Raw genomic sequence first — 21,376 nt, 5'->3', positions numbered from 1 at the left:
CCGGGCTTCAGCCCGGCCCGTGTGCAAAGGCCGGGCTGAAGCCCGGCCTACATCTTGCGATCAAGCGACAGCGCGTCAGCCGTTGGCTTCGCGGATCTTCTCTGCCGCGTCCTTGTCGTAGGCGACGCCGTTTTCGTCGAACATGGTGTCCAACTCGCCCGAAAGGGTCATCTCGGTGATGATGTCGCAGCCGCCCACGAATTCGCCCTTGACGTAGAGCTGCGGGATGGTGGGCCAGTCGGAGTAATCCTTGATGCCCTGCCGAATGCCATCGTCGGCCAGAACGTTCACGTCCTGATAGGTGACGCCCATGTAATTGAGCACGCCGGCGACACGGCTGGAAAACCCGCATTGCGGCATTTCCTTGGTGCCCTTCATGAAGAGCACCACGTCGTTGGCCTTCACGGTGTCGGCGATCTTGTCTTTCACGTCTTCGGTCATTTCGTCTTCCCTTTCGGAACAAATCGTTTGGCGTATTCCTGCGGATCGCGCGGCACCTTGTAGGAGGTCTGCTGACCGCCGAGGCCCGAGGAGTAGTTCGAGTGGAGCGTGTGGTAGCCTTCGCCGGGCTCAGACCCGCGGCTCTTGCCCTGATCCTCGCGCAGGGCGCGGCGGGCAAGCAGCAGGGTCACCCCCACGATCGCCACCACGAGCAGCAGGATGAGGGCCGCGTCCATGGCGCTAGTCCGGCGCGCGGGTGGTCAGAGCCAGCGCGTGCAACTCTCCGCTGTCGAGCTTCGGGCGGATGGCGGCGTTGACCGCGCGCTGTTGCTGCACCCGGTTCTTGCCGCGAAAGCTTTCGTCGATCACTTCCGCCGCGAAGTGCTGGCCATCGTCGCCCTGGACAATGATCTTGGCCTCGGGAAAGGCCTCGCGGATCAGGTTTTCGATTTCTCTCGCGTCGATGGGCATATGCGCTTCCTGTGTTTGCTTGCGCGGAATCTAGGGTTTGGCGGGCGGGAACACAAGTGGCGGCAGGCGTCAGGGACGCAGGACCGTGGCGAGGCCCCGGCTTTCGATCTTGTCGAGGTCCGCGGCGTAACGGACTGACATGGCTTGGGATTCCGCGTCTGTCCATGGCTGGAACGGGGGGTGGTCCGGGCCTTTGGGGAAACGGTGGAGGGCTTCGGCCGTGGTCTCTTTGGTGACCTCACCGACCGTGGCCAGATAATCCAGCGCGTCGGCGGAAAATCCGGGGTTGGCGGCGCGCTGTTGCAGGGTGACGCGGGTCGCGGCGGGGCCGAGGCAATGGTGCAGGACGGTCGGGGCGACGGTGGGGTAATCCTCGTACCGCCAGAGGAAAAGCTCCGTGTCGCCAAAGGCTTGTTTCAGTCTCTTCACCAGCTTCAGCCAGCTGAGCGCGGTGACGTCGGTCGCGCCGAGGTAGTCGCGGAACGGGCGGAAGGCGTGGCCCTTGATGTGCTCCTGCCATGCGGACACCAGAAAGCCGGCGGGGTTGCGCACCGCGAGGCCCACCCGGACCTCGTGGCCGTCGAAGAGGTTCAGCACACGTTTCACCCGCCCCGGTGCGTGCTTGTAGAGCTGATCGTCGCGCAGCGCCATTTCAGGGGCCAGCGACATGCCGAGGATGTTTTCGTTCATCAGCAGCACCTCACGGTGCTCATCGGCGTGTTTGGCCAGAAACCCTTCGGCGGCCAGCGCCAGCAGCGCCGGGTCGGCGCGGCCGCGCAGCAGGTCCGACAACGGCAGGATGTCGCCACCGATGGGCATCGGGCCGATGACGCCGATACCCGCACCGTGCAGCACGCCGCGCTGTGCCGTCAGCGAGCGTTGCAGGTGCGTCGAGGCGGTCTTGTGCGCGCCGATCAGGAACGTCAGGCGGCGCTGCATGGGTCAGCCGAAAAGCGCGGGCAGGGTGCCGCGGGACACCTCGCGCAGCTCGGCCAGCGGCGCGGAGGAGGTGCCGATGCGGACCTCGGATCCGGTGAACTTGCCGACCGTGACCAGCGGAACCTCGGCCTTGCCAGCGGCGATCATCAGCGCCTCGGCCTTGTCGAAGCTGCAGGCGATCAGGTAGCGGCCCTGATCCTCGCCGAACAGGCCCGGCGTGTCGGTGACATCGAGGGTGAGGCCCACGTTACCGGCCTCGGCCAGATCAAAGGCGGCCAGTGCGAGCCCGCCGTCGGAGATATCGGTGCAGGCGTCGATCCAGTCGCGGTTGTCGCGGATGAAATCGCCGGCGCGGCGCTCGGCCTCCAGATCGACGCGGGGTGCGTCACCGTCGGTGCGGTTGAACACCTCGGCCAGGAGGGCGGACCGGCCCAGGTGGCCCTCGACCTCGCCCAGCATCAGAAGGACATGGCCTTCGCGGGCGGTGCCGGTGATGGCGTGGTCCGCGTCGTCGATCAGCCCCACGGCGCCGATGGTGGGCGTGGGCAGGATGCCGGTGCCGTCGGTTTCGTTATAGAGCGACACGTTGCCCGACACGATCGGCATGTCGAGCGCGGCGACGGCCTCACCGATGCCCTTGATGGCACCGACGAACTGGCCCATGATCCGCGGCTTTTCGGGGTTGCCGAAGTTGAGATTGTCGGTCGTGGCCAAGGGCTTGGCGCCCACCGCTGTCAGGTTGCGGTAGGCTTCCGCGACGGCCTGCTTGCCGCCTTCGACCGGGTTGGCGAAGACATAGCGGGGCGTCACGTCGGAGGTGAAGGCCAGCGCCTTCCTGGTGCCGTGAACGCGGATGATGCCGGCGCCCTGGCCGGGCTGGCGGATGGTGTCGGCCATGACCTGGCTGTCGTATTGCTCAAACACCCAGTTGCGGGCGCAGTAGTTGGGCGAGGCGAGCAGCGCCTTCAGCCCGTCGAGACCGTCGATGGTGGGCACGTCCGAAAGCGGCTCGGCCTGCGGCGTCGGCTCCCACGGGCGGTCGTATTCGGGGGCGGTCGAGGCCAGCTGCGACAGCGGCAGGTCGGCCTTTGTCTCGTTGTTGAGCATGATGAGGAAGCGGTCCTCGGCAATGGTCTCGCCGACGATGGCGAAGTCGAGGTCCCACTTGTCGAAGACGGCCTTGGCTTCGGCTTCCTTTTCCGGGCGCAGGACCATGAGCATGCGTTCCTGGCTCTCCGACAGCATCATCTCGTAGGCGGACATGCTGTCTTCGCGCACCGGCACCTTTTCGAGATCGAGCCGGATGCCGAGCTTGCCCTTGTCGCCCATTTCGACGGCAGAGCAGGTGAGACCGGCGGCACCCATGTCCTGGATCGAAATGACCGCACCGGTCTGCATCAGCTCCAGCGTCGCTTCCATCAGGCGCTTTTCGGTGAACGGGTCGCCGACCTGCACGGTGGGCCGCTTTTCCTCGATGGTCTCGTCGAACTCGGCCGAGGCCATGGTCGCCCCGCCAACGCCGTCGCGACCGGTCTTCGCGCCGAGGTAGACGACGGGCATGCCGACTCCCGAGGCCGCCGAGTAGAAGATCGCATCCGCGTCGGCCAGACCGGCGGCGAAGGCGTTGACCAGGCAGTTGCCGTTATAGGCCGCGTCGAAGCGCAACTCGCCGCCGACGGTGGGCACGCCGAAACAGTTGCCGTAGCCGCCGACACCTTCGACCACACCATTGACCAGTTGCTTGGTCTTGGGGTGCGTGACCTCGCCGAAGCTGAGCGAGTTCATCGCCGCGATCGGCCGCGCGCCCATGGTGAAGACGTCGCGCAGGATGCCGCCCACGCCGGTGGCCGCGCCCTGATAAGGCTCGATATAAGAGGGGTGGTTGTGGCTTTCCATCTTGAAGACCACCGCCTGACCGTCGCCGATATCCACCACGCCGGCGTTCTCGCCGGGGCCGCAGATCACCTGCGGGCCGGTGGTCGGCAGGGTGCGGAGCCATTTCTTCGAGGACTTGTAGGAGCAATGCTCGTTCCACATCGCCGAGAAGATGCCCAGCTCGGTGAAGGTCGGCTCACGTCCGATGATCTCGAGGATGCGGTCATACTCGTCGGGGCTGAGCCCATGGGCGGCGATCAGATCGGGCGTGATGGATGGTTCCTGCATCGTGCGAATGTTCCCCCGGGGATGATGTCGCGCACCGTTTACGCCATGGGCGGGATGGGGGCAATGCGCCTTGCAGGGATTGACGGGGTCGCGGTTTCGGCGTTTCGTGGCGCGGTGAGGGATGCGCATGACCATTGACGAGATGCGGCGATGACGCGGGTGCTGCCGTTCGAGCTTGGGCCGCCCATTGGCACCAAGGCCAACCTCGGGCTGGTGGTGTTGCAGGCAGACGAGACCATAGAGCACGACTTTCGCCGCTTGCTGCCCGGGACCGGTGTCGCCCTGTATGTCACCCGTGTCCCTTCGGCCCCGGAGGTCACGCCCGAGACGCTGGCCGCGATGGAGGCGCGGCTGACCGAGGTGGCGGCGCTGTTGCCGCCGCCGGTTCGGTTCGACGTGGTTGGGTACGGCTGTACCTCGGGCACGTCGGTGATCGGCGCAGCGCGGATCGCGGAACTGGTCAAGGCGGGCTGCACGACGGCAGCGGTGACCGAGCCGGTGAGCGCACTGATCGCGGCCTGCGCGCATCTGGGCGTGTCACGGCTGGGGCTGCTGTCGCCCTACGTGGAGCATGTGTCCGAGACGCTGCGCCGGGTTCTGGCGGCGGACGGGGTGGAAACCCCGGTGTTCGGCACCTTCGACGAGGCCGAGGAAACCCGGGTGGCGCGGATCGACCGCGGGTCGCTGGTGGCGGCGGCCTGCGACTTGGGGTCCGACCCGGGGTGCGAGGCGCTGTTCATGTCCTGCACCAATCTGCGCACGCTGGATGCGATTGCCGAGATCGAACAGCGGATCGGCAAGCCGGTGTTGTCAAGCAACCAGGTTCTGGCCTGGCACATGATGGCGCGGGCCGGTGCGGAAATTTCGTGCGGATGGGCGGGGAGGTTGCTCAACTGAGCGGCAGCCAAAAAAAAAGGCCGAGCACTAAGCTCGGCCGAAGTCCAACAGGGAGGTATGAAGTCTGGCGCGAGTGCGCAATCAAACTTCATACAGACCAATTAGTAGGCAGAGCCGACCCGATCAAGAAAATTCATGCCGCACTTGCAGCATAGTGGATATGCGTTGCACGCATACCTCACTTTTTCGTGGCCATTTTATGTGCGCCAGAGCGATTTCTCAGCTTTGATCGCGCATCTGGCGACGATAGGCAAAGATTTCTTCCTGCACGAAATCGCGGAACGCCGCGATGCGGCGAGATTGCCTAAGTTCTTCCGGGTAGGCAAGAAATACCGGGATTTCGGCGCTTTCCTCGTCCGGCAGGACACGTTCGAGCGCGGGAAAATCCTCGGTCACGTAATGCGGCAGCACCCCGATTCCGAGGTTGTTGATCACCGCTTGCAGCACACCGAAGTAGTTATTGACGTTGAGCGTCGACCGCAGGTTGTTGGTCAGCAGGGTCTGTACGAAGCTTGCCCCGGCGCCGACCTGGGTAGAATCAGTCCGCTGGCAGATCAGGCGATGGGTCTCCAGATCGCTCAGCGCGGCGGGGCGGCCGTTCTTTTCAAGGTACTCCGGCGACGCATACAGCCGCATCCAGACGCTCATCAGCCGCTTGCGCACGAGGTCGGCCTGGCTGGGTTCCTTCATGCGGATGGCGACATCGGCCTCGCGCATCGGCAGGTCGAGCACCCGCTCTTCCAGCATCAGGTCGATGTTAAGGTCGGGGTACTTTTCGTAAAGCTTGGCCAGACGGGGCGCCAGCCAGAGCGAGCCGAACCCGGTGGTGGTGGTGACGCGGAGCGAGCCGAAGACCTCTTCCTCGGCGTCGCGGATGCGGGCGGCGGCGGCTTCGAGCCGCTTGTTCATCGACGACGTGGCGTCAAACAGCAGTTCGCCCTGCTCGGTGAGAATCAGGCCCCGCGCGTGACGGTGGAACAGCGTGGTGTTCAGGCTTTCCTCAAGCGCGCGGATCTGGCGGCTGACAGCCGATTGCGACAGGTGAAGCACCTCACCCGCGTGGGTCAGGCTGCCGGCGTCCGCCACGGCGTGAAAGATTCTGAGTTTATCCCAATCCATAAGATCGCTTTCGTTATAGATGCGCCCGAGAATAGCAAGAAAAACCTAATATCCTCCGAGCTAACGCTAACATAGCCCTCTCACAAAAGTTTTCCTAGTAAGGTCAGTAATTGTGACCTAATATAACGCTATATTGAAAGTAGCCAGCCACCTTGGGAGGGGTCGATGAGCGAGCAGAACATCTCACTGAATGACCGGTTCGATCTGACGAAATCGCCGGTGCTGTTGAACGGCACTCAGGCGCTGGTGCGGCTGATGATGGCGCAGAAGGCGCGCGACACCAATGCCGGGCACAACACGGCCGGGTACGTGACCGGCTATCGCGGCTCGCCGCTGGGCGCGGTCGATCTGCAGATGATGAAGGCCGGCAAGTGGCTGGCGGGATCGGACATCACCTTCAACCCGGGCCTGAACGAGGATCTGGCGGCCACCGCGCTCTGGGGTTCGCAACAGGCGGAGCTGCGCGGCGAGGGCAAGTACGACGGCGTCTTCGGCCTGTGGTACGGCAAGGGGCCGGGGGTGGACCGGTCGGGCGACGTGATGCGCCATGCCAACATGGCAGGCACCTCGGCGCTTGGCGGCGTGCTGATGGCGATGGGCGACGACCACACCGGCGAAAGCTCGACCGTGCTGCACCAGTCGGAATGGGCGCTGGTCGATGCATATATGCCGACCGTCAGCCCGGCGGGGGTGCAGGAGATCCTCGACTACGGGCTCTATGGCTTTGCCCTGTCTCGGTTTTCCGGCCTCTGGGTCGGCCTCAAGACGATGAAGGACACCATCGAGACCACCGCCGTGGTCGATGGCGATCCGTTCCGCAAATCCTTCGTGCTGCCGCCGTTCGACATGCCCGAGGGCGGTCTGAACATCCGGCTGGGCGACACGCCGCACGCGCAGGAAGCGCGGATGATCGACTACAAGCGCTTCGCCGCCGAGGCGTTTTCCCACGCCAACAAGATGGACAAGCGGGTCTGGGGCAAGCCGGGGGCCAAGATCGGGTTCGTCGCGGCAGGCAAGAACTGGCTGGACCTGACGCATGCGATGAGCCTGCTCAATATCCATGCGGACGAGGCCGAGCGGCTGGGCATCACCACCTACAAGGTCGGCCAGACCTTCCCGCTGGACATGAAGGGCTTCCACGACTGGGCCGAGGGTCTGGACCTGATCGTTATCGTCGAGGAAAAGCGCAAGCTGATCGAGGTGCAGGTCAAGGAGGCGATCTTCGACGACCGCCAGGGCCGCCGTGTCTATGGCTGGTACAAGGGCGGCGCCGGCGGGATGCATCGCGAGGAACTGTTCCCGACACGCGGCGCGCTGGACCCGATCTGGATCGCCGAGAAGCTGGGCGAGATCCTGATCGAAGAGGGCCGCGGTACCGATGGCATCCGTGCCGGGCTGGCATCGCTGAACGAGGCGCGCGCCGGGGACAACGCGCCCGAAATCGCGTCGCGGCTGCCTTATTACTGCGCCGGTTGCCCGCACAACACCTCGACCAAGGTGCCCGCAGGCAGCCGCGCCTACGCCGGTATCGGCTGTCACTACATGGTGCAATGGATGGACCGTGAGACGACCGGATTCACCCACATGGGGGCCGAGGGCGCGAACTGGATCGGCGAGGCGCCGTTCTCCAACACCGGCCACGTGTTCCAGAACCTCGGCGACGGCACCTACAACCACTCGGGATCGCTGGCGATCCGCGCGGCTTTGGCGGCGGGCACCAACATCACCTACAAGATTCTCTACAACGACGCCGTAGCGATGACCGGCGGCCAGCCGAACGAGGGCGATCTGTCGCCCTACCGCATCGTCAGTGAATTGCAGGCGATGGGCGTAAAGAACGTCTTCGTGGTCTACGACGAAAAGGAAGACGTTGACCTGAAGAAGTTCCCGCAAGGCATTGAAACCCTTGAGCGTGCCGAGATGGAGAACGTGCAGAAGCAATGCCGCGAGATCGAGGGCGTTTCGGCCATCGTCTATATCCAGACCTGCGCTGCCGAAAAGCGGCGCCGGCGCAAGCGTGGCAAGTTTCCCGACCCCGACAAGCGGGTGTTCATCAACACCGATGTCTGCGAGGGCTGCGGCGATTGCGGGGTGCAATCCAACTGTGTGGCCGTGGTGCCGGAAGAGACGGAGCTGGGCCGCAAACGGGCCATCGACCAGTCGGCCTGCAACAAGGATTTCACTTGCCTGAAAGGATTTTGCCCGTCGTTCCTCACCCTGGAGGGCGCGAAGGTCCGCAAGGGCGCGACGCAGGAATTGGACCTGCCGCACCTGCCGCAGCCCAAGCTTCCGGCGATCAATGGCACCCACAACGTCGTCATCACCGGCGTCGGCGGCACCGGGGTGGTGACCATCGGCGCGGTCATGGCGCAGGCGGCGCAGATCGACGGCAAGGGCGCAGGCATGATGGAAATGGCCGGGCTGGCGCAAAAGGGTGGCGCGGTGGCGATCCACTGCCGGCTGGCCGAGAAACCGGGCGACATCAGCGCCATCCGCGTGGCGACCGGCGAGATGGATGCGCTGATCGGCGGCGATCTGGTGGTTTCGGCCGGGGCCAAGACCATCGGGCTGATGCGCGAAGGGCGCACCGGGGGCGTGGTCAACAGCCATGAGATCATCACCGGCGACTTCACGCGGAACACGGAATTTTCCATTCCGTCCGACAGGTTACAGCTTGCTCTTCAAGCGCGGCTGAAGGATCGGCTGACGATGTTCGACGCCAGCGAATTGGCGCGGGCCGTGATGGGCGATTCGATTTATTCGAACATGATTCTGTTCGGCGCGGCCTGGCAGAAGGGTCTCGTGCCGCTGAGCCATGACGCCATCCTGAAGGCGATCGAGTTGAACGGACAGGCGGTCGAACGCAACAGCCGCGCCTTCGAGATCGGCCGCTGGGCGGCGCTGCATCCGGCCGAGGCCGACGAGATGGCCAAGCCGACGGTGGTGCAACTGCCGAAGTCGCTGGACGAGCGGATCGCGTTCCGCGCGGATCACCTGACCGCCTATCAGGGCAAGCGGCTAGCGCGGAAATACCGCGCGCGTGTCGATGCGATCGAGGACAAGGACCTGCGCGAAGCGGTGGCGCTCGGCTATCACAAGCTGCTCAGCTACAAGGATGAATACGAAGTCGCGCGGCTTCTGCTCGACAGTCGGGAGAAGGCGAAGGGCACGTTCGACGGCGACTTCAAGATGACCTTCCACATGGCGCCGCCGGTGCTGAGCCGCGAAGGCTCGGACGGGCGGCCGCAGAAACGGCAGTTCGGCGAATGGATGCTGGGGCCGCTGAAGGTGCTGGCGAAGCTGAAGGCGTTGCGCGGCACGCCGCTGGACGTCTTCGGCTACCAGAAGGACCGGCGGATGGAGCGGGCACTGATCGCGCAATACGAAGCCGACCTCAACGAGGTAATGCCCAAACTGAACGCCGACACCCGCGACGCGGTGATCGCACTGGCGCGTCTGCCGCTGGAGATCCGCGGCTTCGGTCCGGTGAAGGCCGCGAACGAGGCCAAGGCGGCGAAACGGCGCGAGGAGTTGTTGGCGGTGATCCGCGCCGGTGGACCCGAGATGAAGAAGGCCGCGGAATAGACTGATCTGGAAGGGATTTCGCCACGCCTGCGCGTGCCGACAGCCCGGGGGGCCAGCCCCCCGGACCCCCCGGGATATCTGTAAACCGAAGAAGCATTGGGCGGCGCCGCGGGAACGTGGCGCCGCTTTTTGCGTGACGGGCGGGTTGGATGCGGTCTAAGTGCCTGTCGAACGGCAAGGAAGGTGCGCAGCCATGTCGGCCCGGAGGCAGGTCGCCCGCGATATCTCATATGCCTGGTCCGCCGGGACGCGCGGCGGTCGGGCCCTGATCCGGTTGATGGAGAACGCCACCGGGCGGCTGGACCTGATCCGGCGGGCGGAGGGCTATGATCTGGCCGTGGCCGGGGGGCAGGATTTCTGGCAGGTCATGGTCGAACGCTACGGGCTGGGGCTGGAGGTGACTTCGGGCACGCTGGACAGCATCCCACGGGACGGGCCGCTGATCGTGGTGGCAAACCATCCCTACGGCATCCTCGACGGGCTGATGATGGGGCACATCCTGTCGGTCATGCGGGGCGATTTCCGGATCCTCGCGAACGCGGTATTCCGCAAGGCCGAGGAACTGGACCGGGTGATCCTTCCGGTGGATTTCGGCGAGACGAAGGAGGCGGTGCGGCTTAACATCGAGACGCGGAAGCGGGCGCTGGACTACCTGTCGGGCGGCGGCGCCATCGGCATCTTTCCCGGCGGCACTGTAAGCACGGCGGCCAAGCCGTTCAAAAGGCCCATGGATCCGGGTTGGCGCACCTTCACGGCGCGGATGATCGCCAAGTCCGGCGCCGCCGTCGTCCCGATCTACTTCGACGGCCATACCTCGCGCCTGTTCCAGTTGGCGAGCCATCTGCACGTGACGTTGCGCATGGGGCTGCTGATCCAGGAGTTCCGGCGGCGGGTGAACACGCCGGTGCGGGTGGCGATCGGCGCGCCGATCGACCCGGGGGAATTGCAGGCGCGGGCCAGGGACGGGCGGGCAATGATGGATTTCCTTCGCAAAGCCACGTATGAGCTGTCTCCGACACCTTATGAATCCTATGACTACGGGTTCGAATTCGAGGAGCGGCGCAAGTCGTAAGTGCTTATGGCAGTTGGAATTTTCGATAGTGGCCTTGGCGGGCTGACGGTCTGGGACGTGGTGGCGAAACGGCTGCCGGAGGTGCCCTTCGTCTATTACGCCGATTCCGCGAATGCGCCTTACGGGGTGCGCAAGGCGGATGACATTCTGGCGCTGACGCGGGCCGGGGTGGAACGGCTCTGGTCCGAGGGCTGCGACCTGGTGATCCTGGCGTGCAACACGGCGAGCGCGAATTCGCTGCGCAAGATGCAGGAGGCCGGGGTTCCGCAGGGCAAGCGGGTGCTGGGCGTCTTCGTGCCGATGATCGAGGCGCTGACCGAGCGGCAATGGGGCGACCAGTCGCCGCCGCGCGAAGTGGCGGTGAAGCATGTGGCGCTTTTTGCCACGCCGGCGACCGTGTCGAGCCGGGCCTTCCAGCGGGAATTGGCGTTTCGCGCCATAGGGGTAGACGTCGAGACCCAGGCCTGCGGCGGGGTGGTGGACGCCATCGAGGAGGGCGACCTGATCCTCGCCGAGGCGCTGGTGCGCAGCCATGTGGATGCGTTGAAACGCAAGATGCCGGAGCCGGAGGCGGCGGTGCTGGGCTGCACGCATTATCCGCTGATGGTCGACGTGTTCCAGGAGGCGCTGGGGCCGCAGGTGAAGGTGTTCAGCCAGGCCGAGATCGTGGCGGAGAGCCTTGCGGATTACCTTGAACGGCGTCCGGAGATGCGGGGCGAGGCAGGCGAGACTCGGTTTCTGACGACCGGGGATCCGAAGCGGGTGAGCGCAGGCGCGACGCGGTTCCTGCGACGACAGATCGACTTCGACAGAGCCTGAGCGAGTTTTGTACAATTTGTACAAAACCACCCCCGGTTTTGTACAAAAGCCCCCAATTCCACGAATACCCCCATGTCGGGAGAGAACGCATGAGCAAGAAAATCGCAATCATTGGCGCGTCGGGCTATACCGGGGCCGAGTTGATCCGGCTGATCGCCACCCACCCGGACATGGAGATCGCCGCGCTGGGAGCCGACCGCAAGGCCGGGATGAAGATGGCGGATGTGTTTCCGCATCTGCGGCATCTGGCGCTGCCGGATCTGGTGACGCTTGACCAGATCGATTTTGCGGAGATCGACCTGTGCTTCTGCGCCCTGCCGCACAAGACCAGCCAGGAGGTGATCCGCGATCTGCCAAGGGACCTGAAGATCGTCGATCTGAGCGCCGATTTCCGGCTGCGCGATCCGGCGGCCTACGAGACGTGGTACGGCAACGCGCATGGCGCGGTGGAGATGCAGGGCGAGGCGGTCTATGGACTGACCGAGTTCTATCGCGACGAGATCCGGAACGCGCGGCTGGTGGCCGGGACCGGGTGCAACGCGGCGACCGGGCAATTCGCCCTGCGGCCATTGATTGCCGCGGGCGTGATCGGGTTGGACGACATCATTCTGGACATGAAATGTGCCGTCTCCGGGGCCGGGCGGAGCCTGAAGGAGAACCTGCTTCATGCAGAGTTGTCAGAGGGTTACAATGCCTATGCCGTGGGCGGCACGCACCGGCATCTGGGCGAGTTCGACCAGGAATTCTCGAAACTGGCGGGGCGGGAGGTGAAGGTGCAGTTCACGCCGCACCTGTTGCCGGTGAACCGGGGCATTCTGGCGACGACCTACGTGAGCGGCGACGCCGGGCAGGTGCACGAGACTTTTGTCAGCGCCTACGCGGACGAGCCCTTTGTCGAGGTGCTGCCATTTGGGCAGACGCCCAGCACGCACCATGTGCGGGGGTCGAACTTCGTGCATGTGGGCGTGACCGGCGACCGCATCGACGGCCGGGCGATCGTCGTCGTCGTGCTCGACAACTTGTGTAAGGGATCCTCTGGACAAGCGCTTCAGAATGCCAATCTTATGCTGGGGATCGAGGAAACCGAGGGGCTGATGCTGGCACCTCTGTTCCCGTGAGGGGAAGCTGATGAAGAACCTTAAGAAGCAGCGGCGAATCCAGATCGTCGCGATTGCCGCGGTGGCGCTGGTGCTGGCCACGGGGCTGATCGGCTATGCGATGCGGGACGGAATCAACTTCTTCCGTTCGCCGACGCAGGTGGTGGAAGACCCGCCGCGCGAAACCGAGGTGTTCCGGATCGGCGGGCTGGTCGAGGAAGGCTCGCTGGCGCAGGGCGAGGACAATCGGGTGCAGTTCCGCGTGACCGACGGCAATGCGGTGGTGCCGGTGTCCTACAAGGGAATGCTGCCGGACCTTTTTGCAGAAAACCAGGGCATGGTGGGCACCGGGACCTACGTGAACGGTGTCTTCGAAGCCTCGGAAATCCTTGCCAAACATGATGAGACCTACATGCCGCGCGAAGTGGTGGACGCGCTGAAGGAACAGGGCGTCTATCAGGAACCGGAAGGATAACCTGCGGTAGGATGGGTGCTGAGCACCCATCCTACGATGTGGCGCGGACCGTACGGTCGGATGAGCCGGCGTTAACTGCCCTTGGACGACGCTTTGCCTGCAACAACAGGCGAGCGAGGCCAAGATGCAGCAACTTTCTGTCAGGCAGATTGCCGGTGAGATCATTGCCCGCGAGGGTGGGTTTGTGAACGATCCGGACGATCCGGGGGGCGCGACGAATTTTGGCGTGACCATCCATACCATGCGCCGGCTGGGGCTGGACCTCGATGGCGACGGGGATGTCGATGTCGAGGACGTCAGGCGGCTCAGCCGGGATCAGGCGGTGGATATCTTCATCCGGCACTACTTCGTGAAACCGGGGATCGCGCGGCTTCCAACGTCGATCCAGCCGAGCGTCTTCGACATGTATGTCAACGCCGGCAGCCACGCGGTGAAGATCCTGCAACGGCTGCTGCGGGACATGGGACATGCGGTGACTGTCGACGGGGTGATCGGGCCGCAGACCGCCACCGCGGCGGCGCAGGCGGATGTGGCGGGGCCGAAGCATTTCGCCGATGCCTACGGGATCGCCCGGCGGAACTATTATTTCCGGCTGGCGGACAGGCGCGCCGCGTCGCGGAAATACGCGCGCACGCGGGCCGGCGGCAAGGGCGGCTGGATCAGGCGGGCGGAGGAGTTCATCTCGCCGCGCTATCACATGACGGAGGCGGAGTTCGGCAGGCGGGTGGCGGCATGGGGCTGATCGAGACATTGCTGGGCACGGTCTTCGGCGGCGGCCGCAATGCGCTGACCGAGACGGTCGAGGTGTTCCGCGAGAATGCCGAGAAGGGTGCGGGGCGCGAGGCCGTGCTGCGCGGCGCCACGCTGGAGCAGTTCGCGCGGGAATTCCGGGTCGCGCGGCGCGGCTGGTTCGACCGGCTGATGGATGCGGTCAACCGGCTGCCGCGGCCGGCGATGGCCTTGGGAACGCTGGGGTTGTTCGTGGCGGCGATGGTCGATCCGGTCTGGTTCGCGGCGCGGATGCAGGGCATTGCGCTGGTGCCGGAACCGCTCTGGTGGCTGCTGGGCGCGATCGTCAGCTTCTATTTCGGAGCGCGCCACCAGGCCAAGGGGCAGGAGTTCCAGCGCGAGATCGCGGGGCAGGTGGCGCGGGTGCCGCAGGTGGTGGACAACCTGCGCACGCTGGATGCGCTGGCGCACCCGGACGCGGCGCCCGCGCGCGATGCCAATCCGGCGTTGGAGGATTGGCGGCGGGCGGCGGCGTGACGCCGCGTTTGCACTGGTCTCGGCGTCGGGCTTGGGCCAGTCTCCGCGGCAACACGAGACAGCCGGAGAGCAGGACATGCAGTACGAGGCCATTACCTTTGAGATCGCGGATGACATTGCTGTCCTGACGCTGAACCGTCCGGACGTGATGAACGCGCTGAACACGCAGATGCGCGCCGAGATCACCCACGCAGTGCGCGCGGGCGGCGAAAAGGCACGGGTTGTGGTGATGACCGGGGCGGGCGATTGCTTCTGCTCGGGGCAGGATCTGGGCGACGCGCGGTCGATGGCGACGATGGACCTCGAGCGGGTGCTGCGCGACGAATACGTGCCGATGCTGCGGGCGATCTACGAGTGCCCGGTGCCGACGATCTCGGCGGTGAACGGCGCGGCCGCCGGCGCGGGCGCGAACCTGGCGCTGGCGGCGGACGTGGTGATCGCGACCGAGCGGGCGTTCTTTCTGCAGGCGTTCACCCGGATCGGGCTGATCCCCGACGCCGGCGGGACCTATTGGCTGCCGCGGCAGATGGGGGCGGCCAAGGCGATGGGCGCGGCGCTTTTTGCCGACAAGATCAGCGCCCGGCAGGCGGACGACTGGGGGATGATCTGGGAGGCGGTCGAGGACGACGCCTTTGACGGCCACTGGAAGGCGCGGGCGGCGCATCTGGCGAAGGGCCCGACCGAGACCTACCGGCACGTGAAGGCGGCGATGCGGGCGTCGTTCGACAACGATCTTGAGGAACAGCTGCTGCTGGAGGCGCGGCTGCAGGGCAAGTGCGGACAGACGCGGGATTTCAAGGAGGGTGTGCTGGCCTTCATGGAGAAGCGTCCGGCGCAGTACGAGGGGCGCTAGACGTGGCGAGTGAAAGGTGGGCTGAAGTGCCCACCCTACGAGCGCTTACCTTCGGATGACAGCAGGGGAATGATTGCCCGCCTAAGCCGCAGATCGCGTCATGTGGCAGCCATGCGGACCAAGCCGACGCTCAAATACACACTCGGAGCATCCGTATCCATTCACGCGCCGGCCCCGAGGCGTTGCCTGGCCCCTTCGCGACTTCCTGTTGCGGGCACAAGTTCCCCGGCTTTCCCGAGGCCGTAAGCTGGCATGCCAGAATAGACCGCCTCGTAAGCGCCGTCCCGCACCAAGTATGTTTCATGCCAAATCCCGACATCGCCCCGCCGGGTCTTGTAACGCCGGTTAAATTCGATCCATTCAGGGAAGTGCTCGTGATCCTTGGAACGTGCGTATGCTTCCAGATGAGAGAAACTGCGCCAGTACTGGACATTCACCAACATGCTCAGGGTTTGAAAGCCAAGAAATCCGGTTTCGTCGCGTGGCAGCGCTGAAAGCTCCTTGAGCATCTTCGGCATTGTTCTCGAGAACCAGATCATGTCTCGAACCTGCCACCATTTATTCAATCGCGCACCGATCAGGAATACGACGAAATCGCCCTCAATGTGGGCAGCTAGTCTTTCGCCATTGATGGCAACCATGCATTGTCCCCCGCAATCAATTTCCCTCGCGGTAAAATCCTACCGCAATACAGCAGAGTTCGATACAAAAAAGAAGCAAAAGGGGGCCGTGCAAGGCTGCTGCCTCGCTGGGTTTCAACACGCCATTCCATGCCGCGAAGGGCTCGGAAAGGCCATTGCCGACACGAGCCACTCGGTGCGCACCCGAAACCAGCAGGGGGCCGACCTGTGCGGACAACCCCTCGCAGAAATCGGAGAACGGAACAAAGGAGAGCTATGCCCTCCGTCGCCGTCCGCCGGTGCGTCCGGCGCGGCCGCGGCCTTCGTGGCCGGCTTTTGGGGCGACCTTGTTCGAGGCGATCCAGGCGGTGCCGTGGGGGTCGTTGTCGGTGAGGAAGTTGGCGGCGCGGATGGCCTCCATTTCCGAGCCGGGGCGTGCTTCGGTGGAGCCGAGGCCGAAGAGCTGGCAGAAGGTCTCGTCGTCCATGTCGTCGGGCAGAATGAGGCCCGAGGCGGCGACCTCGGCCTTTTTCTCGGCAATCTTGGAGGCGGGCACCGGCAGGGCGATGGGGTTCATGATGGCGGAGGTCATGCCTGCGCCCATGGCCATCGGCAGGAAGGCGTTGTTGATACCGTGGCGGTTGGGCAGGCCGAACGAGATGTTGGAGGCGCCGCAGGTGGTGTTCACGCCCAGTTCGTCGCGCAGCCGGCGGACAAGGGTGAAGACCTGCTTGCCGGCGGTCGCCATGGCGCCGATCGGCATGACCAGCGGGTCGACCACGATGTCATGCGCGGGAATGCCGAAATCGGCGGCGCGCTCGACGATCTTCTTGGCGACGGCGAAGCGCACGTCGGGATCTTCGCTGATGCCGGTGTCGTCGTTGGAGATCGCCACCACGGGCACGTTGTATTTCTTGACCAGTGGCAGGATCACCTCGAGGCGCTCTTCCTCGCCGGTGACGGAGTTCAGCAGCGGGCGGCCCTCGACGGTTTCCAGCCCGGCCTCGAGCGCGCCGGGGACCGACGAGTCGATGCAGAGCGGCACGTCGACAAGACCCTGCACCAGTTGCAGCATCTTGCGCATCAGCGGCGGCTCGGTCTCGTTCGGGTTGGGGTTGGAGTTGTAGACCACGCCGGCGTTGACATCCAGCACGTTGGCACCGGCGGCGACCTGCGCGATGGCGTCCTTTTCGACGGTCGAGAAATCGCCGGCTTCCAGTTCCGCGGCCAGCTTCTTGCGGCCGGTGGGGTTGATCCGTTCGCCGATGACGCAGAACGGTTCGTCAAAGCCGATCACGGCGGTTTTGGTCTTCGACTCGACGATGGTCCGGGTCATGCGGCTACTCCTGTGAAGCGCTCCAGTATGGCTGGCAGCGCTGGGTCATTGAAATCTTGCATCGTGATGTGGGCGCCGGCCTGGCGCAGCGTGTGGTCATCGAGGCCCGAGCGGATGCCCACGGTATAGGCGCCGGATGAGCGGGCGGCGCGGGTGCCCGAAGGGCTGTCCTCAAAGGCGATGGCCTCGTTGGGCGTGACGCCGAGTTGGCGCATCGCCTCTTGGTACGGGTACGGATCGGGTTTGCCGCGGGGGCATTCCTCGCCGATGACGATGACGTCGAAATGCTCGCGCAGGCCCACGGCGCCCAGCATGGCCTCGGCATTTGGACGCATGGCATTGGTGACGATGGCGCGGGGCCAGTCCTCGGCGACGGCTTTCGCGATCAGTGTGTCCACGCCGGGCATCGCCGGGTAGGGACGGGGCAGGCGGTCGCGGAACTGCGCTTCCTTCCATTCCGAAAGCGCCTGCGGATCGGCCTCGTCCGGCAGGAACTCGGCGAAGACATCGACGTTCAGCCGGCCATGGACATGATCCATGTAGAAGGCTTCAGAGAACTCCAGCCCGCGCGCGGTCCAGAGCTCTTCGAACACGCCCATGTGGATCGGGTCCGAGTTGAGCATGGTGCCGTCGAGATCGAAAAGCAGCGCGGGCATGACGTGTCCTTGCAGGTCGGATTAGTGCGCGTTGACCGGGCGGGTGGCTTCGCCGCCGTTGTCGATGGCCCATGTCGCATTGGCCTTGATGCCGCCGAGCGGGAAGAAGTGCACGTGCTCGATGTTGAAATCGGGGTTCTTCGCCTTGTGCAGCGCCAGTTCGGTCACCACGTCGGTGGGCTCGTAGGGCAGGAGCAGCTTGGTCACGTCCATGGCGCGTTTCTGCAGGACCTTGAGCGAGGGGCCGACGCCGCAGGCGATGGCGAACTTTATCAGGGTTTGCAGTTTGGCGGGACCGGCGATGCCGATGTGGATGGGCAGGGTGATGCCGGCCTCTTTCAGCGCGTCGGCCCAGGCGATGATCGGCTTGGCGTCGAAGGCGAACTGGGTCGCCAGCGCCATTTCGGCGTCGGTGGTTTCCGAGAACTTCTGTTTCCAGCGCAGCGCGGTATCAACGTTCAGCGTGCTGCCGTCGGGGTCGATGTCGCGGTTGCCTTCGGGGTGGCCGGCGACGTGCAGACGCTTGAAGCCCGCCTTGTCGAAGAGACCGGTTTCCATCAGCGCGATCGAGCTGTCGAAGTCGCCCTGCGGTTCCGCGACGCCACCGGCCAGCAGCAGCGCCTGATCGACGCCGGCTTCGCCCTGGTACATGGCGATCCAGTTTTCCAGCGTGGCCTTGTCCTTGATGATGCGCGCGGGGAAGTGCGGCATCACCGGGAAGCCGTCGTCGGCGAGGCGGCGGGCGGTGGCGACCATGTCGTCGATCGGCGTGCCGTCGATATGGGCGATGTAGACGCGGGTGTCGGGGGCCAGCAGGTCGCGGAAGTTTTCGACCTTTTCGGCGGTGCGCGGCATCACCTCGATGGAGTAGCCCTTGAGGAAGGCTTCCACTTCGGGCGAGGACGTGTGGACCGGAGCGGTGTCACGACGCTTGAAGTTCAACAGAGCCATTGCGGCCTCCCATAATTTGCGCGGGTTTTGCACGCGCGGGCCTCAGGCCCATCCATCGTTGGCGATCAGGGCCTTGATCCGGTCCCGATCGTATTCCGCGTCGAGCCGGGCGGCTTCCGCCGTGGCCACGTCGGACGCCTCGCCGTCGACCGGGTAGGGATCGGCCTTGCGCCACTCTGCAAGGTAGTCATCGGTGCCGTCCGCGCCAACCTTCATGGCGGCGCGGTCGATGGCCTGCTCGAACCGCTCGGGGAGCTGCACCTTGGCAGCCCGGCGGCCCTTGCCGACGATGACCTGTGCCGGGATGTCCCGCCAATAGACCACTGTCACGTCAACCATGCGAATCCCTTTCTCCGGTTGCCCCCTGATTAGACGAGGGGATCTTTCGGACACGTTCCAATATCGACAACATGCGTGTGTCGTGCGACCTGCGCGATGGATGCGGCATGGATAGGCGCTTGCGCCACGCGGCGAAACCCGCAATGCGGCTCATAATTCTCATGCAGATGATGAGCTGTCCTCATGGCGGCAGGGTGACGCAGGGTCATGCGCATGCCGGCGGATGAATTGACAAATGCGCGAAAGGGTGACTTGCGCGGAGGCAGGCGCATCCCTATCCTGACCGGTAACAAGATATCGGAGGGCGTGATCATGGCGCCCAGGCGTCCCAAAGGTGCGGGCGCATTCCCGAAACCGGTTGAGAGCCCCGCGCCCAAACCGCCCAGTCCCGACGCGCTTTATGCCGCGCTGGACCTGGGCACCAACAGTTGCCGTATGCTGATTGCCCAACCCAAGGGCAGTCAGTTTCATGTCGTGGACAGTTTCTCGAAATCGGTGCAGTTGGGATCGGGGCTGGAACGCTCGGGCCGGCTGTCGCGTGCCTCGATGGGGCGCACGGTGCAGGCGATGCGGATCTGCGGCCAGAAGCTGAAGCGCCACGGGGTCACGCGGATGCGGCTGGTGGCGACCGAGGCCTGCCGGCGCGCGAAGAACGCCCGCGATCTGGTGAAATTCGTGCACCGCGAGACCGGGCTCAAGCTGGACATCATCGAGCCGGAAGAGGAAGCCCGGCTGGCGGTGATCTCCTGCGCGCCTCTGGTGTCGACCAAGACCGAGCAGTTGCTGGTGGTCGACATCGGCGGCGGGTCCACCGAACTGGTGTGGATCGACCTGTCGTCGGTGCCCAACCATGACCGGCCGCGGGCGATCATGCGACTGCACACCGGGTTTCAGAACGCCGACAGCCCGTTTCCGGTGGCCCGCGTGGTGGACTGGATCAGCGTGCCGCTGGGCGTGGCGACGCTGCGCGACCAGTTCAACGATGTCGAGGACGACGGCGCGCGCTATGCGCTGATGTCGTGGTTCTTCGAGGAGAACCTCGCTGATTTCGCGCCTTACAAGGATGTGCAGGCGCGGGAGGGGTTTCAGATCGTGGGGACCAGCGGGACCGTGACGACGGTGGCGGCGTCTCATTTGGGGCTGAAGCGGTATGATCGCAACAAGGTGGACGGTCTCAGGATGACCTCTGACCAGATCGATACGGTGATCAACCAGTATCTTGAGCTGGGGCCCGAGGGACGGCGGCGCGATCCGCGGATCGGGCAGGACCGGCAGGCGCTGATCATGTCCGGCGCGGCGATCCTGCAGGCGCTTTTGCGGTCTTGGCCGACGGACCGGCTGTCGGTGGCGGATCGGGGGCTGCGCGAGGGGTTGCTTTACGCGCAGATGTCGGCGGACGGGGTGCTGGAGGACGGGCCGTTCTGACCCCACGGGGTGGATTTACATTGTGCGCTGCGCGCGCTTTATGAGCCCTTCGGGCGAACCGGGGGCTCTGCCCCCGGACCCCCGGGATACTTGTGGCCAGAAGAAGGGCTGTGGAATGGCAAAGACACCTTCGGGCAAGAACACCTCGGGACGCGGGCAGCGGGACCTGAAGGTCAAGGTGAAATCGGCGCGGGGGCGCAAGCTGAGTTCCACGCGCTGGTTGCAGCGGCAGCTGAACGATCCTTACGTGAAACGGGCGCAGGCCGAGGGGTACCGGGGGCGGGCGGCCTTCAAGATCCTCGAGCTGGACGAGAAGTACCGCTTCCTGGTGCCGGGCGCGCGGGTGGTGGACCTGGGCTGCGCGCCGGGCGGCTGGTGCCAGGTGGCGGTGAAGCGGGTCAACGCCCTGGGCGAGAAGTCGGGCAAGGCGGTGGGGACGGTGCTGGGGATCGACCTGCAGGAGGTGGAGCCGATTGCCGGGGCTGAGATCCACGTGCTGGATTTTCTGGACGACGGCGCGGACGAGCAGGTCAAGCAGTGGCTGGGCGGCAAGGCGGATGTGGTGATGTCGGACATGGCGGCGGCCTCGTCGGGGCACAAGCAGACCGATCACCTGCGGATCATGAACCTCTGCGAGACGGCGGCGCATTTCGCCTTTGACGTGCTCGACGAGGGCGGCACCTTCGTGGCCAAGGTGCTGGCGGGCGGGGCCGAGGGGGACCTGCAGAAACTGCTGAAGCAGAAATTCACCAAGGTGGCGAACGTCAAACCGCCGGCGTCGCGGTCGGACAGTTCGGAAAAGTTCGTGGTGGCGACCGGGTTCCGGGGGCGCGACGCGGAGTGACCGGAGCG

The 21,376-nt window shown here is 65.0% G+C and carries 22 protein-coding genes; 11 read left to right on the top strand and 11 right to left on the bottom strand.

Features of this window, described 5'->3' with window-relative positions; all coding sequences use genetic code 11:
• Positions 1-75 precede the first annotated feature (75 nt).
• The 5 genes from grxD to purL form a co-directional block, all read right to left on the bottom strand.
• A complete protein-coding gene (gene grxD / locus AC04PT_RS04210; RefSeq protein WP_482872270.1) occupies positions 76-441 on the bottom strand; it encodes a Grx4 family monothiol glutaredoxin in 366 nt (121 codons plus the stop codon).
• Positions 438-677 carry a hypothetical protein gene (locus AC04PT_RS04205; RefSeq protein WP_482872269.1) on the bottom strand — a complete coding sequence of 80 codons (240 nt, stop codon included), beginning with the start codon at positions 675-677 and terminating at the stop codon, positions 438-440. Before AC04PT_RS04205 ends, grxD begins: the two co-directional genes overlap by 4 nt.
• A gap of 4 nt (positions 678-681) precedes the next feature.
• On the bottom strand, positions 682-912 hold the full coding sequence (locus AC04PT_RS04200) for a BolA/IbaG family iron-sulfur metabolism protein (protein WP_482872268.1): 231 nt from the start codon (positions 910-912) through the stop codon (positions 682-684).
• 69 nt (positions 913-981) lie between these two features.
• Positions 982-1,851 (bottom strand): hypothetical protein, encoded by an 870-nt coding sequence (locus AC04PT_RS04195; protein WP_482872267.1) that lies wholly within the window; start codon positions 1,849-1,851, stop codon positions 982-984.
• Positions 1,852-1,854: 3 nt separating this feature from the next.
• Positions 1,855-4,014 carry a phosphoribosylformylglycinamidine synthase subunit PurL gene (purL, locus tag AC04PT_RS04190; RefSeq protein ID WP_482872266.1) on the bottom strand — a complete coding sequence of 720 codons (2,160 nt, stop codon included), beginning with the start codon at positions 4,012-4,014 and terminating at the stop codon, positions 1,855-1,857.
• A gap of 150 nt (positions 4,015-4,164) precedes the next feature.
• Between purL and AC04PT_RS04185 the strand changes: the two genes are divergently transcribed.
• The gene (locus AC04PT_RS04185; RefSeq protein ID WP_482872265.1) at positions 4,165-4,911 is read left to right on the top strand and encodes a maleate cis-trans isomerase family protein; all 747 of its coding nucleotides are present in this window, start codon (positions 4,165-4,167) and stop codon (positions 4,909-4,911) included.
• 219 nt (positions 4,912-5,130) lie between these two features.
• Here the strand turns inward: AC04PT_RS04185 and AC04PT_RS04180 are convergent, their stop codons facing one another.
• On the bottom strand, positions 5,131-6,030 hold the full coding sequence (locus tag AC04PT_RS04180; protein WP_482872264.1) for a LysR family transcriptional regulator: 900 nt from the start codon (positions 6,028-6,030) through the stop codon (positions 5,131-5,133).
• Positions 6,031-6,195: 165 nt separating this feature from the next.
• Here AC04PT_RS04180 and AC04PT_RS04175 point away from each other — a divergent pair, with 165 nt between their 5' ends.
• The 8 genes from AC04PT_RS04175 to AC04PT_RS04140 all read left to right on the top strand — a co-directional run bounded on the left by AC04PT_RS04175 (position 6,196) and on the right by AC04PT_RS04140 (position 15,197).
• Complete coding sequence (locus AC04PT_RS04175; protein ID WP_482872263.1) at positions 6,196-9,615, top strand: indolepyruvate ferredoxin oxidoreductase family protein; 3,420 nt, start codon at positions 6,196-6,198, stop codon at positions 9,613-9,615.
• 193 nt (positions 9,616-9,808) lie between these two features.
• The gene (locus AC04PT_RS04170) at positions 9,809-10,687 is read left to right on the top strand and encodes a lysophospholipid acyltransferase family protein (RefSeq protein WP_482872261.1); all 879 of its coding nucleotides are present in this window, start codon (positions 9,809-9,811) and stop codon (positions 10,685-10,687) included.
• A 6-nt stretch (positions 10,688-10,693) separates the two neighbouring features.
• Positions 10,694-11,506: a glutamate racemase gene (gene murI, locus AC04PT_RS04165; RefSeq protein ID WP_482872260.1), complete on the top strand. Its 813-nt coding sequence runs from the start codon at positions 10,694-10,696 to the stop codon at positions 11,504-11,506.
• Between the two features lie 89 nt (positions 11,507-11,595).
• Positions 11,596-12,624: an N-acetyl-gamma-glutamyl-phosphate reductase gene (gene argC / locus AC04PT_RS04160; RefSeq protein ID WP_482872259.1), complete on the top strand. Its 1,029-nt coding sequence runs from the start codon at positions 11,596-11,598 to the stop codon at positions 12,622-12,624.
• Between the two features lie 10 nt (positions 12,625-12,634).
• Positions 12,635-13,078, top strand: coding sequence for a cytochrome c maturation protein CcmE (ccmE, locus tag AC04PT_RS04155; RefSeq protein ID WP_482872258.1), 444 nt, complete (start codon positions 12,635-12,637; stop codon positions 13,076-13,078).
• A 124-nt stretch (positions 13,079-13,202) separates the two neighbouring features.
• The gene (locus tag AC04PT_RS04150; RefSeq protein ID WP_482872256.1) at positions 13,203-13,820 is read left to right on the top strand and encodes a holin-associated N-acetylmuramidase; all 618 of its coding nucleotides are present in this window, start codon (positions 13,203-13,205) and stop codon (positions 13,818-13,820) included.
• Complete coding sequence (locus AC04PT_RS04145) at positions 13,811-14,344, top strand: holin family protein (protein WP_482872255.1); 534 nt, start codon at positions 13,811-13,813, stop codon at positions 14,342-14,344. Before AC04PT_RS04150 ends, AC04PT_RS04145 begins: the two co-directional genes overlap by 10 nt.
• 76 nt (positions 14,345-14,420) lie before the next feature.
• Positions 14,421-15,197, top strand: coding sequence for an enoyl-CoA hydratase-related protein (locus tag AC04PT_RS04140; protein ID WP_482872254.1), 777 nt, complete (start codon positions 14,421-14,423; stop codon positions 15,195-15,197).
• Positions 15,198-15,358: 161 nt separating this feature from the next.
• Here the strand turns inward: AC04PT_RS04140 and AC04PT_RS04135 are convergent, their stop codons facing one another.
• The 5 genes from AC04PT_RS04135 to AC04PT_RS04115 form a co-directional block, all read right to left on the bottom strand.
• Positions 15,359-15,838 (bottom strand): DUF4188 domain-containing protein, encoded by a 480-nt coding sequence (locus tag AC04PT_RS04135; protein ID WP_482872253.1) that lies wholly within the window; start codon positions 15,836-15,838, stop codon positions 15,359-15,361.
• Between the two features lie 253 nt (positions 15,839-16,091).
• A complete protein-coding gene (locus AC04PT_RS04130) occupies positions 16,092-17,153 on the bottom strand; it encodes a methyltetrahydrofolate cobalamin methyltransferase (protein ID WP_482872252.1) in 1,062 nt (353 codons plus the stop codon).
• Positions 17,150-17,809 carry an HAD family hydrolase gene (locus tag AC04PT_RS04125; RefSeq protein ID WP_482872250.1) on the bottom strand — a complete coding sequence of 220 codons (660 nt, stop codon included), beginning with the start codon at positions 17,807-17,809 and terminating at the stop codon, positions 17,150-17,152. The genes AC04PT_RS04130 and AC04PT_RS04125 overlap by 4 nt, the downstream gene beginning before the upstream one ends.
• 21 nt (positions 17,810-17,830) lie before the next feature.
• Positions 17,831-18,760 carry a methylenetetrahydrofolate reductase gene (locus AC04PT_RS04120; protein WP_482872249.1) on the bottom strand — a complete coding sequence of 310 codons (930 nt, stop codon included), beginning with the start codon at positions 18,758-18,760 and terminating at the stop codon, positions 17,831-17,833.
• Positions 18,761-18,802: 42 nt separating this feature from the next.
• A complete protein-coding gene (locus AC04PT_RS04115; protein ID WP_482872248.1) occupies positions 18,803-19,099 on the bottom strand; it encodes a virulence factor in 297 nt (98 codons plus the stop codon).
• 312 nt (positions 19,100-19,411) lie between these two features.
• Here AC04PT_RS04115 and AC04PT_RS04110 point away from each other — a divergent pair, with 312 nt between their 5' ends.
• Positions 19,412-20,524: a Ppx/GppA phosphatase family protein gene (locus AC04PT_RS04110; protein WP_482872247.1), complete on the top strand. Its 1,113-nt coding sequence runs from the start codon at positions 19,412-19,414 to the stop codon at positions 20,522-20,524.
• A 115-nt stretch (positions 20,525-20,639) separates the two neighbouring features.
• Positions 20,640-21,368 (top strand): RlmE family RNA methyltransferase, encoded by a 729-nt coding sequence (locus AC04PT_RS04105; RefSeq protein WP_482872246.1) that lies wholly within the window; start codon positions 20,640-20,642, stop codon positions 21,366-21,368.
• Positions 21,369-21,376 lie beyond the last annotated feature (8 nt).

The organism is Litorisediminivivens sp. KMU-197, from assembly GCF_056858395.1.
Note: the sequence above shows the minus strand (reverse complement) of the source record. Positions and strands in the feature narration are given on the sequence as shown.